The sequence below is a fragment of the Streptococcus sp. HMSC066E07 genome (assembly GCF_001814695.1).
Lineage (GTDB): Bacteria > Bacillota > Bacilli > Lactobacillales > Streptococcaceae > Streptococcus > Streptococcus hominis.
The window spans coordinates 62,049-75,699 of record NZ_KV817466.1; the positions used below are offsets into that span (position 1 = coordinate 62,049).

Sequence of the window (13,651 nt, forward strand, 5' to 3'; positions counted from 1 at the left end):
ATGTTAAAATATAGTCAAAGGAAGCGCTTTCTGAAAATGGGATTCGGTTAAATTTTTACAATTTGTTACATTTAGGAGGAAAACAAATGAGTGAAAAAGCAAAAAAAGGGTTTAAGATGCCGTCATCTTATACCGTTTTGATGATTATCATTGCCATTATGGCAGTATTGACCTGGATTATTCCAGCTGGTCAATATGATGCTGATAAGTCTGGTAATCTAATTACAGGAACCTATAAGACTGTTGCTCAAAATCCGCAAGGGATTTGGGATGTCTTAATGGCTCCAATTCGTGCTATGCTTGGGAAAGAACCAACTTCAGCAGCAATTGATGTTGCCTTCTTTATTCTGATGGTTGGTGGTTTCCTTGGTGTTGTCAATGAAACAGGTGCCCTTGATGTAGGGATTGCTTCTATCGTGAAGAAGTACAAAGGCCGCGAAAAGATGTTGATTTTAGTCTTGATGCCTCTGTTTGCTCTTGGCGGATCCACTTATGGTATGGGTGAAGAAACCATGGCTTTCTATCCACTTCTTGTGCCAGTTATGATGGCAGTAGGATTTGATAGTTTGACCGCGGTAGCTATTATCCTTCTTGGTTCTCAAATTGGATGTTTGGCTTCTACTCTGAATCCATTTGCTACAGGTATAGCTTCTGCGACAGCAGGTGTAGGTACTGGTGACGGTATCGTTCTTCGGTTAATCTTCTTTGTTGTGATGACAGCTTTAGGTACTTATTTCGTATATCGTTATGCAGATAAGATTCAAAAAGATCCTACAAAATCTTTGGTTTACAGTCATCGTGAAGAAGATTTGAAGCACTTTAATGTAGATGCAGTTGCTAATGTAGAATCCACTCTTAGCAAGAAACAAAAACAAGTGTTGGTACTCTTTGTCTTGACCTTTGTTCTCATGATTATGAGTTTCATTCCATGGACAGACTTGAAGGTAACTATTTTTGAAAGTTTCAATAAATGGTTGGTTGGACTTCCGTTCATTGGTAAGATTGTTGGTAGTTCAACATCTGCTTTGGGTACTTGGTACTTCCCAGAAGGGGCAATGCTCTTTATGGTAATGGGTATCATCATTGGTTTTGTTTACCGCATGAAAGAAAGCCGCTTTATCACTGTCTTTATCAATGGTGCGGCTGATCTTCTAAGTGTTGCGCTTATCGTAGCTGTTGCTCGTGGTATTCAAGTTATCATGAACGACGGTATGATTACAGCTACAATCCTTCACTGGGGTGAAGTAGGACTGAAAGGTCTATCATCTCAAGTATTTATCGTATTGACTTACATTTTCTATCTGCCAATGTCATTCCTTATCCCATCAACATCTGGTCTTGCCAGTGCAACAATGGGTATCATGGCACCTCTTGGAAAATTCGTCAACGTTCCAGCAAGTTTGATTATCACCGCTTACCAATCTGCTTCTGGTCTTTTGAACCTTGTTACTCCAACATCTGGTATCGTTATGGGGGCACTTGCTCTTGGACGTATTGATTTGGGTACTTGGTGGAAATTCGTTGCAAAATTGGTTGCAGGAATCTTTGTAGTAAGTATTCTACTTCTTATTTTAGGAACGTTCTTATAATAGGAAAATAACGAGGTGTTCTTTATGAAACAATTTTTAACTGAAGAAATTAAGTCTGATTATTTAGAATCGCTGAAAACAATCGTTTCCTACCCATCAGTTCTTAATGAAGGAGAAAACGGAACACCTTTCGGACAATCTATTCAAAACGTCTTAGAAAAAATGCTAGAGATCACTAGGAGTTTAGGTTTTAAAACTTACATTGATCCTCAAGGCTATTATGGATATGCAGAAATCGGTCAGGGAGAAGAACTCCTGGCCGTTCTCTGCCATTTAGACGTTGTTCCTGCGGGAGATTTGTCTGATTGGGAAACTCCTCCATTTGAAGCGACGATAAAAGATGGTTGGATACATGGGCGTGGGGTTCAGGACGATAAAGGTCCGTCCCTAGCTGCACTTTATGCTGTTAAAGCACTGATGGATGCGGGTGTGACATTTAACAAACGGATTCGTTTTATCTATGGTACAGACGAAGAAACGCTGTGGCGCTGTATGGCTCGTTACAATGAGCTAGAAGAAACAGCAACACTTGGTTTTGCGCCTGACTCATCTTTTCCATTAACCTATGCCGAAAAAGGATTGCTGCAAATTAAATTGCATGGTCCTGGTTCACAAGCGCTTGCTATCGAGGCAGGAGAAGCCTTTAATGTTGTACCTGCAAAAGCAAGCTATACGGGAAATTTAGCAGATTCGTTAGAAGCAGAGTTAAAAAAAGCTACATTTGAATATGAACGGTCAGGCGATACAGTCACTGTCATCGGTGTTCCTAAGCATTCAAAAGATGCGGCTGAAGGAGTGAACGCCATTGTACGTTTGACTACAGGACTAAATCCGCTTGTTCAACACTCTGCCATTCAATTTATCGCTGAAGTAGTTGGGGAAGATGCCACAGGCAGCCGCTTGTTTGGTGAAATTTCAGATGAGCCTTCAGGAACCTTGTCCTTCAATATCTCTGGATTAACCATAAATCCAGACAAGTCTGAAATTCGGATTGACATGCGGATTCCAGTTCTTGCAGACAAAAATAAATTAGTACAAGAATTAAGCCAAATTGCTGAAAAATATCAATTGCGTTATGAAGAGTTTGACTATCTTGCACCATTATATGTGCCGCTTGATAGTGAATTGGTCAGCACGTTAATGGCTGTCTATAAAGAAAAAACCAATGATGACAGTCCTGCTGTATCCTCTGGTGGTGCTACATTTGCTCGCACCATGCCAAATTGCGTGGCCTTTGGTGCACTTTTCCCTGGTGCTTTGCAAACAGAACATCAAGCTAATGAACGAACTGTGATTGAGGATTTGTATAAAGCAATGGATATCTATGCTAAAACGATTTATCGCTTAGCTGTAGAATAGTTAGAAGAAAGTAGAAGTGAGAATGAACTTGTAAATTGTACAAGAATTCATTTTTCACCTGGCTAGTAGTTAATTATTAAGACAATACGGTATTACTAACTAAAATAAAGCTACGACTGGATAAAAATCCAGCCATAGCTTTTTAATCTTTACTAAAGAAGAACGGGGGTGCAAATTGTTTTAATTTGTTAAAACAGTCTTGTGCTTTTTGATTGTCCTCGCAGATAATCAAGCAGACATCATCACCGCAGACCGTTGCGACAATTTCGGAAAATTCTAGAGCATCTAAGATAGAGCCGAATGATTGTGCCAATCCAGGAAGAGTTTTCATGACAACTTGATGTTGAACAGGACGCAACATAATCAAGGCATCTTCCATATAGAGACGCAGCCGTTTTTCCCAGCGTGAAGGTGCCATGCTATTGATAATATAATAAGAAATATCTGCTTCGTGTACTTTTACTAAGTTCAAAGCTTTAATGTCTCGAGAAAGTGTGGATTGCGTCACTGTAACGCCATTTGCTGAAAGCAAATCTTGTAATTCTTGTTGTGTGTGAATTTTTTTCTCTAGGACAAGCGAGCGAATGAGTCGATGACGACTTTCAATTTTATTCATATTTCACCTATTATTTTATAAACATGGCATCGCCAAAACTGAAAAAGCGATATTTTTCATCAATGGCATGCTGATAAGCAGAGAGTACTAATTCTCGACCTGCAAAGGCTGAAACGAGCATGACGAGAGTTGACTTGGGAAGATGGAAATTGGTAGAAAAGGCATCTACTATTTTCCAATCGTAGCCAGGTTTGATAAAGATATTGGTCCAGCCGGAGTCAGCTTTGATTTCCCCATTAAATTTTGAGCCAATTGTCTCCAGCGTACGGATAGAAGTTGTTCCAACAGCTATGACACGTTTTCCGCTAGCTTTGACTTGTCGAAGCGTGTTAGCTGCCTCTTCAGACAATGTATAGAATTCTGAGTGCATCTCGTGTTCGTCTACATTATCTACAGAGACAGGACGAAAGGTTCCTAGCCCAACATGAAGCGTCAGATAGACTAATTTCACACCTTTGGCTTCAATCTGAGCCAGCAGCTCTTTGGTAAAATGAAGCCCGGCAGTAGGAGCAGCAGCTGAGCCATTTTCTTTAGCATAAACAGTCTGATAGCGCTCACGGTCTTTTAGCTTTTCATGAATATAAGGCGGTAATGGCATTTCGCCCAGACTTTCAAGCACTTCCAAGAAAATGCCTTGGTAATGGAAACGTACAATTCGTCCGCCGTGTTCTAATTCTTCTAAAACAGTTGCTGTTAAGCGTCCGTCGCCAAAAGATATAGCTGCTCCGACTTTTAAGCGCTTGGCTGGCTTCGCTAGCACTTCCCAATCATCCCCTGCGATGTTTTTCAACAGTAGTAATTCAACATGTCCGCCTGTTTCAGGTTTTTCACCATGAAGGCGTGCTGGCAAGACGCGCGTATCATTCATAACCAAAGCGTCTCCGGGATTTAATTGGTCGATAATGGCATCAAAGTGAGTATCTTCCATTTGACCAGTTTCGTGATTGACTACTAAAAGGCGAGAAGCATCTCGCTTTTTTAAAGGTGTTTGTGCGATTAACTCTTCTGGTAAATGAAAGTCAAAGTCAGCAGTATTCATACATTCTCCTTAAGCTGTAAATAAAATCCATAATGAATAACAAGAAGCAACAAGTGGCAGGCACATGAGTAAAATACCTAAAATCAGTAAGGTATAATGCCACATTCGCTTGGTTTTGAGAAGGAGTGCAGTTATGACAAAAGCAACTCCTAACAAAAATAAACAGAATAAATAGACTAACATTCTTCTATTATAACACGATTTTTCTTGCAAACAAGCTCGTATTCTTTAAAAAGGAATAAATTCTCTTGACAAAAATTGGTCTATACCATATAATGTAATTAAATAAGGAAAAGGAGTTTAGCGATGAGAATTATTCAAGTGGAAAATCAAGTAGACGGTGGTAGAGTAGCTTTTGAATTATTAAAAGAAAAATTAGCGACAGGAGCTAAAACGTTAGGTTTAGCGACGGGGAGCAGTCCTTTAAGTTTTTACGAGCAAATTGTTGAAAGTAATCTTGACTTGACAGATTTAACAAGTGTGAATTTGGACGAGTACATCGGGCTAAGTGTAGAAAATCCTCAGTCATATCGCTATTTCATGCAGGAGCATTTGTTTGATAAAAAACCATTTAAGGAAAGCTTCTTGCCAAATGGTGTTGCAGAAAATGCGGAAGCAGAAATCAAACGCTACAATCACGTTCTGGCAGAGAATCCTGTTGATTTGCAAATTTTAGGAATTGGCACAAATGGTCACATTGGGTTTAATGAACCAGGGACGAGCTTTGATAGCACGGTTCATGTAGTGGATTTGGAGCAATCAACCATTGAAGCCAATGCTCGTTTCTTTGACAAGATAGAAGATGTGCCAACTCAAGCTTACTCAATGGGCATTCAAAATATTCTCAATGCAAAGTCCATTATTTTATTTGCTTATGGTGCTTCAAAAGCAAAAGCGATTGCAGGAACCGTGGAAGGACCGATTACAGAAGAACTACCAGGAAGCGTCCTTCAAAAACATGAAGATGTTGTCATTATCGCAGATAAAGAAGCTTTAAGCATTTTGAAAAAATAAGCATCTATTTCCTATCTAATTTTTAGGTAGGTTTTTTGACATTTTGGAAAAAGTTCGTTATCTTATGAATAAAGTGTGTTATACTAGAAGATAAGTGAAAACTTAGGAGGATTCTAGTGAAAAAGCTGTTAGCTATTATTTGTCTTTTTGTGTTGTATGTGGGAGTAACTGCTGCTCGCGCAGATGAGTTGGTTGATATGGCACAAAAAATGTATCCAAACGAGAAGATCAATCCAATCAATCGACCTAAATCGTCCTTGATTGTAGATGCTAATACGGGAAACATTCTTTGGCAAGACAATATTGATGAAGTTCGTGATCCTGCCAGTATGAGCAAATTGATGACCTTGTATTTAGTTTTTGAAGCAATTCAGCAAGGAAAGTTGAGCGAAAATACAGTTATCAAAGCAACACCACGTGATGAAGCAATTGCCAAAATTTACGAAATTTCCAACAATAAAATTGTGGCAGGAGTAGATTATACTGTTTCTGAATTGATTACGATGACAGCTGTTCCATCTTCAAATGCGACAACTGTCATGTTAGCCAATTATTTATCTAACAATGATCCAGATACATTTTTGGATATGATGAATGCCAAGGCAAAAGAATTGGGTATGACCAATACAAAATGGTTCAATGCTAGCGGAGCTGCAGCTGTTTCTTTCAAAGGCTTGTATACTCCACAACGGTATGATAACAACGCAGCTAATCAGACAACAGCGCGCGATTTAGCCATTTTAGGATACCATTTCGTCAAGAATTATCCAAATATTTTAAATTACACCAATAAACCAGTCGTAACGGTGAAAAAGGGAACGCCGTATGAAGAAACCTTTGAAACCTATAATTACTCACTTCCCGGTGCCAAATATGGCATTGAAGGCGTCGAAGGTTTAAAGACAGGGTCAAGTCCACGAGGAGCCTTTAATTACATCGCAACGATTAAACGAGGTAATCAGCGTTTGATTAGTGTTGTCATGGGAGTTGGAAATTGGGCTGATCAAGATGGAGAATATTATCGTCACCCATTTGGGAATGCTTTGATCGAAAAAGCCTATGCTGATTATGAATATAAAAAAGTTTTTAATGCTGGTGAGCGAAAAATCAATGGAAAAACCTATAAATTATCAAAAGATTTCTATGCCACAGTGAAAAAAGGAACTGCAGCAAAAACGGTTGTGGAAAATGGAGTATTGAAAAACGAGAATGGTTTGGAACAACTTTCTTCGCTCATTTCAAACGGAGAACATGTTACAGAAAAAGGAAGAACAACTAAGAACAGTACAGCTAAGTCAACTGTAAAAACTGCAACAGCAAAGTCTAGTGGAAAAAGTTTGAAGCGATTCTTTTTAGATTATCACATTCTGGTCGCAGTTCCGTTGCTCATTCTTTTGCTCATTGTCGTTTTTGAAGCAACAAAACGTAAGCAAAGAAGAAAACAGCGTACAACTAACGATACACAACTATCTCGTCGTCAGAAACGTTAATCACTCATTGCAGAATAGAAAGCTCGATTGATTTATCCAATCGGGCTTTGTCACCTTTTTAGGGAGAAGGAAAATCATGTTTAGGAAATTTCAGAATAGCTATTTCGCTTATTTTTTAATGTATAATTTTTATTTTTTATCGTACTCATTGTTTTCAACTTTAATTTCTGTTTATATGTTGGATAAGGGGTACTCAGCTAGTCAAGTTTCATTTGTTGTTTCTGCTTCGTTCTTTTCTTCTATGATTGTGCAGCCTATTATGGGTGTTTTAAATGATATGATTGGCATTAAAAGAGTAACCATTTATAGTTTCCTTCTGATTATTTTGGGGGCAATCTTTTTTATGCAAGCCAATAATCTTTTACTGCTGACGATTTGGTATAGTGTTGTTTTAATGTTGGTAAATGGTGTCAACCCTGTTATGGATGTGCTGGCGGCTCAAAGTCCTTATACTTATGGGAAAATCCGTATCTGGGGCACTTTTGGTTATGCAATGGGTTCGCAATTGGCAGGCTTGATTTATAAATTCATCTCTCCTCAAGCGATTTTCATTGTGTTTATCGGCATGATGTGTGTGAGCATTTTTGGAGTACTAGGGATTGATCCGAAACACGATCAACCTCGCAAAAAGACTAAACAAACGAAAAATGATTCCTATATTGGACAGATTTTTAAAAATAAAACATATTTGTTTTACCTCGTTATTGTAGCGCTCTATTCTGGAGTGGGAAATACAGGGCATACTTATATTCCTTCTATGTTAGAGCACAGCGGTTTAAGTGTCAATATGGCAACAACTGTGGTAGCTATTTCTGTGATTTGTGAGTCGCCCTTAATTTTCTTTTCTTATCTTTTTATGGATAAGATTCCAATTAAAAAATTGCTCTACATTCCTTTGGGAATTTTGCTTTTACAGTATGTAATTTATGGGTTGGATTTGGGGCTTACCTCCAAGATTCTCTTGACTTTGATGTCCAAGCACGCCACAGGCATGTTGCTGATTATGGTGACCCTGAAGATTGTTGCTAACTTAGTAGATGAGAAATATCTGGTGACAGCCATTGCACTTGTTCAAACAGCCCGAAATTTGGGAACCATTCTTATTCAAAATATTGCAGGCGATTTGATAGACCAGTCTGGCTATGAAATGATGAGCTTTTTCTTAGCTGGTGTTATGATTGCTGTTATTATTCTTGTAGCGTTTTTAAAAATTCCAGAGCGAAAGAATCAAAACTTATTTGGCTAAAGCAAGAGACGTGTAAAAAAGCTGGGACGAAAGTCTCCAGCTTCATGGCATATTGTATAATAAAGCAATGACAAATTAGTTGCCGGATAAGGCTCATGAAGCAAGTCTTAACGTTGTTTGCTTTTTAAGCTCGAAAAAGCACTTTTGACAAAAACGTCGTTTGCGTCATTCCCCACTTTGACAGTCTAAGAGATTATTAAGTAACTTTACGGGTGAGACAGAATTAAAAATTTTCAAATTTTAGTTCTGTTTTACTCTTTTGTTTTTTTCCTAAATAGAAAGAGGCACACACAGGCAATCAGGCTGATACATCCATAAACGGCTAAAAATGAAAGTGCAATATTAAAAGGCTTAATACCAAGTAGAAAAAGTCCTGTTTTTAAAACACCGTCTATAAAACCAGCAAAGATAAAAGTAGAAACTTTCTTTTTCTGAAAGAAAAGAGGTAAGCTAAAAGGAAAAGTAAAGAGGGAGAGAGAAAGCGGGCGTGAATCAATGGGCAAAAAGTATACTAAAAAGGCTATTATCGAACAAGTTATAGCAATAATAGGTATATAACTCAAAGATTTTTTGTAAACATTGAAGAAATTTGTAATCATAGCTGAATGAGACGCCCTTTCTTGGATAGAGAAACATGATGTAGATTTTATATTCTTTTTCTTCATTATAGAAATAAATGAGTAGAAAAGCAGGCACTTTCACAAACTTTGAATCTATTTCTATCATTTTTCCGCATTGCTGTGGCAAAAATATGAATTTTAAAAGCGTTTTCTTAGGAGTATAATAAAAATATCAAAATCAGGAGGATTTTAGACATGTCAACATTTAAAGACGGATTTCTCTGGGGCGGAGCAGTTGCAGCTCATCAACTGGAAGGTGGTTGGCAAGAAGGTGGCAAGGGCATTAGTGTGGCTGATGTGATGACAGCAGCTCGCCACGGGGTTCCGCGTGAAATTACGGCAGGAGTGTTGCCGGGCAAATATTACCCAAATCATGAAGCAATTGATTTTTATCATCGTTATAAGGGGGACATTGCTCTCTTTGCAGAAATGGGCTTCAAGTGCTTCCGAACTTCTATCGCTTGGACGCGGATTTTTCCTAAGGGAGACGAAGAAGAGCCCAACGAAGCCGGTCTGCAGTTCTACGATGATCTTTTTGATGAATGCCTCAAATATGGGATTGAACCGGTCATTACTCTATCTCACTTTGAAATGCCTTATCATTTGGTAACCGAGTATGGTGGTTGGAAGAACCGCAAGGTTATTGATTTCTTCGTCCGCTTTGCAGAAGTCGTCTTCAAGCGCTATAAGGACAAGGTCAAATACTGGATGACCTTCAATGAAATCAACAATCAAGCCAACTACCAAGAAGATTTTGCTCCTTTCACCAATTCCGGGATTGTCTACAAAGAAGGAGATGACCGGGAGGCCATCATGTATCAGGCAGCTCACTACGAATTGGTGGCTTCTGCACGAGCAGTTAAAATCGGTCATGAAATCAATCCCGACTTCCAAATTGGCTGTATGATTGCCATGTGTCCGATTTATCCAGCTACTTGCAATCCTAAGGATGTCCTCATGGCTATGAAAGCCATGCAAAAGCGTTATTATTTTGCAGATGTCCATGTTTTCGGTCTCTATCCAGAACATATTCTTAAATATTGGGAAAGAAAAGGTATAAAGGTTGATTTTACCGAGCAGGATCAGGAAGATTTGCTGGCTGGAACTGTTGATTACATCGGCTTTAGCTACTATATGTCCTTTGCCATTGATTCCCACCGGGAAAACAATCCCTACTTTGACTATGTGGAAACCGAGGACCTGGTCAAGAATACTTATGTTCAGGCTTCAGAATGGGACTGGCAGATTGACCCAGAAGGTCTGCGCTGTGCTCTCAACTGGTTCACCGATCATTATCACCTGCCGCTCTTTATCGTAGAAAATGGTTTTGGTGCCATTGACAAAGTGGAAGCAGACGGTATGGTGCATGATGATTACCGGATTGACTATTTGGGCGCCCATATACGGGAAATGAAAAAGGCTGTGGTAGAAGACGGGGTTGACCTCATGGGTTATACACCTTGGGGCTGTATCGACTTGGTGTCTGCAGGTACCGGTGAAATGCGCAAACGTTACGGTTTCATCTATGTAGACAAGGACGATGAGGGAAATGGAACCTATGAGCGTTCGCCTAAGAAATCTTTTGCTTGGTATAAGGAAGTGATAGCTTCAAATGGAGCAGCAGTAGACTAAATCGGAGATTATCATGAGTAAAAGAATAACCTATGTCATCAAATTTTCTAAAGGAGTCGCTGTGCCAGACTTGGCTGCCAATCCAGCTATCACCCAGCATTTAACCATTAAGTTGAAAAATGCAGACGGTTTTGTCGTAGACAGTGACATCAATGATGTGAAGATTCAAGAGTTGATAATGTCTGCTTACGGTTTGGAAAAGAAAGATGTTCTGGTTTTATCCAAATTTCCAGGGCTGACAAATCTTTTTTAGACTGCGTAGATAATAAAAGAGCGAGGTTAGATTTTCCTAGCCTCGTTTTTATGAAAGGGGAACATATATGATTGGAAGTATAGCAGCGATATTAACTACTTTTGCTTTTTTACCGCAGGTAATAAAAGTCATTAAAACCAAGGATACAGAGTCTATTGCGCTTGGCATGTATCTGATGCAGGTTGTTGGAATTGCTTTGTGGCTGTTCCATGGTTTGGTGATTGACGATTTGCCTTTGATTATGGCAAATAGCGTGTCTTTGGTTTTATCAGGGACTATTCTCTACTATAAACTGAAATACAAGTAAAAGCAAAAGGGAAATTTTTCCGTTTCACTACGGAAAAAAATGAGATGGATATTGTAATCGTTTTCATCTATAATGAGTTTATAAAATAAATTTTATTTATAAGGAGAAAATCTTATGGCTAAAGCATTGATTATCTGTGCAGCAGGTATGTCATCTTCTTTGATGGCAAAGAAAACAACGGAATTTTTAAAGGGGAAGGGGCATGATATTGAAGTAGATGCTGTTAGTGCGACAGAAGGCGGCAAAGCGATTGCTGCTGCCGAATATGACCTCTATCTCATCAGCCCGCAAACAAAGATGTATTTTAAACAATTTGAAGAAGCAGGTGCAAAGGTTGGAAAGCCTATTGTACAAATTCCACCACAAGCTTATATTCCAATTCCAATGGGAATTGAAAAAATGGCAAATCTCATCTTGGAAAAGATTTAAAGTTTCAGCGCAAAAAAGGATAAAATAGTTCTTACAGACAGATGTGGAAGGAGAACTGTATTGCTACATCAGAAAGAAAAATTGATTCTGCAATCCTTATTGGAGAACAAAAATCACTATATGACGAGTAAGGAGTTAGCCAGTCAGCTGTCTTGCTCTGATCGTACGATAAGAACTTATCTGAAATCCTTGATGGACTGGAATCCTCATGAAACAGGCTGGAAAATTATTGCTAAGCAAGGTTATGGCTATAAATTAGAACTGCAAGATAAAGCCCTTTGTCAAGATTTTATACAGGCTGAACTATTGACCGAGGTAAATGCTGCTAAGACTGAAAATATAGAAGATCGTTACAATTACATTTTAAACAAATTGCTTTTTGAGCAAGAGAAGCTTTATTTTGACAACTTGGCAGAAGAATTATTTGTCAGTCGGTCAACTTTGTCAGCGGATTTTAAGAAAATCAGAAAAGACTTGGCAAAGTATGACTTACAAATCGAAAGTAAAGCTAATCGAGGTGTTTATGTAAAGGGAAGTGAGCGCAACAAGCGTCGATTTATCATGGATTATTTTTTCCGTGATAATTTCTTTCAAAGTTTGCATAATTACATCACGATTGAAGTTCCTGGTCAGCAAATCAGTTTAGAAGAATTGACGATTATTGTGCTAGATGAATGTCGCGAAGGATACTTAAAGTTATCAGATTTTGTCATTCAAAACTTGGTGATTCACATCGCTCTTTCTTTTAAACGAATTGCAGAAGGTTTTCAAATCAATCAAATTGAAAATTGGAATCAAGAAAATTATCTGGTAGAGCGAAAAATTGCGGAGAAAATTTTACATAGAGTGTATCTGGCGACAGGACTGGAATTTCCAAAGGAGGAAGTGGACTATATCACCTTGCACTTGATTTCTAAAGCTTCTTGCCAAGATAATCAATATGCAAAGAAGGATATAAACCAAGAAATCCGCAGGCAGTTACTAGAAGCATTAGAGCAGGTCGAGCATGTCAAGGATTATCAATTTCAACATGACTTCCAGTTAGTTGAGGGAGTTGTCACGCATTTAGTTACCTTACTTGTACGTTTGCAAAATCATGTAGTGCTGGAAAATCCTCTTTTAAAGGACATTCAGCAGCAGTATTCATCTGTTTTAGCGATGACAAGAGAGCTCTTGCAGGCCATGCCAATTTTTTCTAAGGAAAACTTGTCTGATGATGAAGTTTCCTACATCGCCCTGCATTTCATGGCTGCCTTGGAGCGGTTAAAGGAAAAGCAAAAGTTTAATATCTTGGTGATTTGTGCAACGGGCTACGGATCAGCGCAAATGCTGAAAAATCGCATTGATAATGAGCTGGGTAACTTAGTCCACATTGTGGATGTAATTGGCTATTATGAGTTGAGTGATGAACGTCTGAAAAATATTGATTTTATCATTTCATCTATTGATTTATCCAATCTGGTCTTCAGTGTTCCTGTTTTTACAGTCAGCATCTTTTTAAATTCAGAAGAGCTAAAAGAGATAAAACATAAAATGGCTCAGCTGAAACCTGTAGAAAGTTCTTTGATACCAGAAACAGCAGTAATGGTGGATCAAAATGAAGAAAAAATCTTTGATGACTATTTCTCCTCCGCTTGTTTTGTTCTTACTCAAGATGCGACAAAAGAGGTCATCTTACAAGAGTTACTGATCCAAATGGGACAAGGTGAAGAGCAGGATTTTGTTTCTTGTATGCAGGATTTAATGGAGCAGCGTGAAAAAATGAGTTCGGTTATTTTCTCAGAGCAAATCGCGGTGCCGCATCCGATTAAACCGATTGCTAAACATCATAAAATCGGTGTCGCTATTGTAAAAAACGGTCTTCAGTGGAATGAAGAAAATCCTCATATTCGGCTCATCTTTCTTCCATCGCCAGCTATCTATGGGAATGAAGGAATGGCGACGTTGACATCTAAGATTGTGGATTTGTTAGAGCAGCCTGACTTGCAAAAACAGATCTTGGATTGTCAGTCATTTGCAGAGTTTAAACAGTTATTTTTAAAAATAAAGTAAAGGAG

At 38.6% G+C, this 13,651-nt stretch carries 13 protein-coding genes; 10 read left to right on the forward strand and 3 right to left on the reverse strand.

The window, feature by feature from the left end:
- The first annotated feature begins 86 nt into the window (after nucleotides 1-86).
- Both HMPREF2984_RS08745 and HMPREF2984_RS08750 read left to right on the forward strand, forming a co-directional pair.
- Nucleotides 87-1,589, forward strand: coding sequence for a YfcC family protein (locus HMPREF2984_RS08745; protein WP_021001459.1), 1,503 nt, complete (start codon nucleotides 87-89; stop codon nucleotides 1,587-1,589).
- Between the two features lie 24 nt (nucleotides 1,590-1,613).
- Nucleotides 1,614-2,948 carry a dipeptidase gene (locus HMPREF2984_RS08750; protein WP_049533616.1) on the forward strand — a complete coding sequence of 445 codons (1,335 nt, stop codon included), beginning with the start codon at nucleotides 1,614-1,616 and terminating at the stop codon, nucleotides 2,946-2,948.
- 142 nt (nucleotides 2,949-3,090) lie between these two features.
- Here the strand turns inward: HMPREF2984_RS08750 and HMPREF2984_RS08755 are convergent, their stop codons facing one another.
- Together HMPREF2984_RS08755 and queA are read right to left on the reverse strand one after the other, a co-directional pair.
- Nucleotides 3,091-3,564, reverse strand: a complete 474-nt coding sequence (locus HMPREF2984_RS08755) for an arginine repressor (RefSeq protein WP_003037450.1) — start codon at nucleotides 3,562-3,564, stop codon at nucleotides 3,091-3,093.
- 10 nt (nucleotides 3,565-3,574) lie between these two features.
- The gene (queA, locus tag HMPREF2984_RS08760; RefSeq protein WP_070671139.1) at nucleotides 3,575-4,603 is read right to left on the reverse strand and encodes a tRNA preQ1(34) S-adenosylmethionine ribosyltransferase-isomerase QueA; all 1,029 of its coding nucleotides are present in this window, start codon (nucleotides 4,601-4,603) and stop codon (nucleotides 3,575-3,577) included.
- Nucleotides 4,604-4,909: 306 nt separating this feature from the next.
- Here queA and HMPREF2984_RS08765 point away from each other — a divergent pair, with 306 nt between their 5' ends.
- The 3 genes from HMPREF2984_RS08765 to HMPREF2984_RS08775 all read left to right on the forward strand — a co-directional run bounded on the left by HMPREF2984_RS08765 (nucleotide 4,910) and on the right by HMPREF2984_RS08775 (nucleotide 8,353).
- Nucleotides 4,910-5,617, forward strand: a complete 708-nt coding sequence (locus HMPREF2984_RS08765) for a glucosamine-6-phosphate deaminase (protein WP_070671141.1) — start codon at nucleotides 4,910-4,912, stop codon at nucleotides 5,615-5,617.
- A 116-nt stretch (nucleotides 5,618-5,733) separates the two neighbouring features.
- Nucleotides 5,734-7,107, forward strand: coding sequence for a DUF1958 domain-containing protein (locus HMPREF2984_RS08770; protein ID WP_059220530.1), 1,374 nt, complete (start codon nucleotides 5,734-5,736; stop codon nucleotides 7,105-7,107).
- Between the two features lie 76 nt (nucleotides 7,108-7,183).
- Nucleotides 7,184-8,353 carry an MFS transporter gene (locus HMPREF2984_RS08775; protein ID WP_070671143.1) on the forward strand — a complete coding sequence of 390 codons (1,170 nt, stop codon included), beginning with the start codon at nucleotides 7,184-7,186 and terminating at the stop codon, nucleotides 8,351-8,353.
- 251 nt (nucleotides 8,354-8,604) lie between these two features.
- Here HMPREF2984_RS08775 and HMPREF2984_RS08780 read toward each other — a convergent pair whose 3' ends face one another.
- A complete protein-coding gene (locus HMPREF2984_RS08780) occupies nucleotides 8,605-9,018 on the reverse strand; it encodes a hypothetical protein (protein WP_180363946.1) in 414 nt (137 codons plus the stop codon).
- A 150-nt stretch (nucleotides 9,019-9,168) separates the two neighbouring features.
- Between HMPREF2984_RS08780 and HMPREF2984_RS08785 the strand changes: the two genes are divergently transcribed.
- The 5 genes from HMPREF2984_RS08785 (at nucleotide 9,169) to HMPREF2984_RS08805 (ending at nucleotide 13,646) form a co-directional block, all read left to right on the forward strand.
- On the forward strand, nucleotides 9,169-10,605 hold the full coding sequence (locus HMPREF2984_RS08785) for a 6-phospho-beta-glucosidase (protein WP_070671147.1): 1,437 nt from the start codon (nucleotides 9,169-9,171) through the stop codon (nucleotides 10,603-10,605).
- Nucleotides 10,606-10,618: 13 nt separating this feature from the next.
- Nucleotides 10,619-10,858: a hypothetical protein gene (locus HMPREF2984_RS08790; RefSeq protein WP_003040324.1), complete on the forward strand. Its 240-nt coding sequence runs from the start codon at nucleotides 10,619-10,621 to the stop codon at nucleotides 10,856-10,858.
- Nucleotides 10,859-10,925: 67 nt separating this feature from the next.
- Nucleotides 10,926-11,165 (forward strand): SemiSWEET transporter, encoded by a 240-nt coding sequence (locus HMPREF2984_RS08795; protein WP_070671149.1) that lies wholly within the window; start codon nucleotides 10,926-10,928, stop codon nucleotides 11,163-11,165.
- A gap of 114 nt (nucleotides 11,166-11,279) precedes the next feature.
- Nucleotides 11,280-11,594 (forward strand): PTS cellobiose transporter subunit IIB, encoded by a 315-nt coding sequence (locus HMPREF2984_RS08800; RefSeq protein ID WP_049513735.1) that lies wholly within the window; start codon nucleotides 11,280-11,282, stop codon nucleotides 11,592-11,594.
- A 60-nt stretch (nucleotides 11,595-11,654) separates the two neighbouring features.
- Complete coding sequence (locus tag HMPREF2984_RS08805; protein ID WP_070671151.1) at nucleotides 11,655-13,646, forward strand: BglG family transcription antiterminator; 1,992 nt, start codon at nucleotides 11,655-11,657, stop codon at nucleotides 13,644-13,646.
- Nucleotides 13,647-13,651: the final 5 nt, after the last annotated feature.

Coding starts and splice junctions, on each gene's coding strand:
- HMPREF2984_RS08745 (WP_021001459.1), top strand. CDS start 87: ATGAGTGAAAAAGCAAAAAAAGGGTTTAAGATGCCGTCATCTTATACC.
- HMPREF2984_RS08750 (WP_049533616.1), top strand. CDS start 1,614: ATGAAACAATTTTTAACTGAAGAAATTAAGTCTGATTATTTAGAATCG.
- HMPREF2984_RS08755 (WP_003037450.1), bottom strand. CDS start 3,564: ATGAATAAAATTGAAAGTCGTCATCGACTCATTCGCTCGCTTGTCCTA.
- queA (WP_070671139.1), bottom strand. CDS start 4,603: ATGAATACTGCTGACTTTGACTTTCATTTACCAGAAGAGTTAATCGCA.
- HMPREF2984_RS08765 (WP_070671141.1), top strand. CDS start 4,910: ATGAGAATTATTCAAGTGGAAAATCAAGTAGACGGTGGTAGAGTAGCT.
- HMPREF2984_RS08775 (WP_070671143.1), top strand. CDS start 7,184: ATGTTTAGGAAATTTCAGAATAGCTATTTCGCTTATTTTTTAATGTAT.
- HMPREF2984_RS08780 (WP_180363946.1), bottom strand. CDS start 9,018: ATGAAGAAAAAGAATATAAAATCTACATCATGTTTCTCTATCCAAGAA.
- HMPREF2984_RS08785 (WP_070671147.1), top strand. CDS start 9,169: ATGTCAACATTTAAAGACGGATTTCTCTGGGGCGGAGCAGTTGCAGCT.
- HMPREF2984_RS08790 (WP_003040324.1), top strand. CDS start 10,619: ATGAGTAAAAGAATAACCTATGTCATCAAATTTTCTAAAGGAGTCGCT.
- HMPREF2984_RS08795 (WP_070671149.1), top strand. CDS start 10,926: ATGATTGGAAGTATAGCAGCGATATTAACTACTTTTGCTTTTTTACCG.
- HMPREF2984_RS08800 (WP_049513735.1), top strand. CDS start 11,280: ATGGCTAAAGCATTGATTATCTGTGCAGCAGGTATGTCATCTTCTTTG.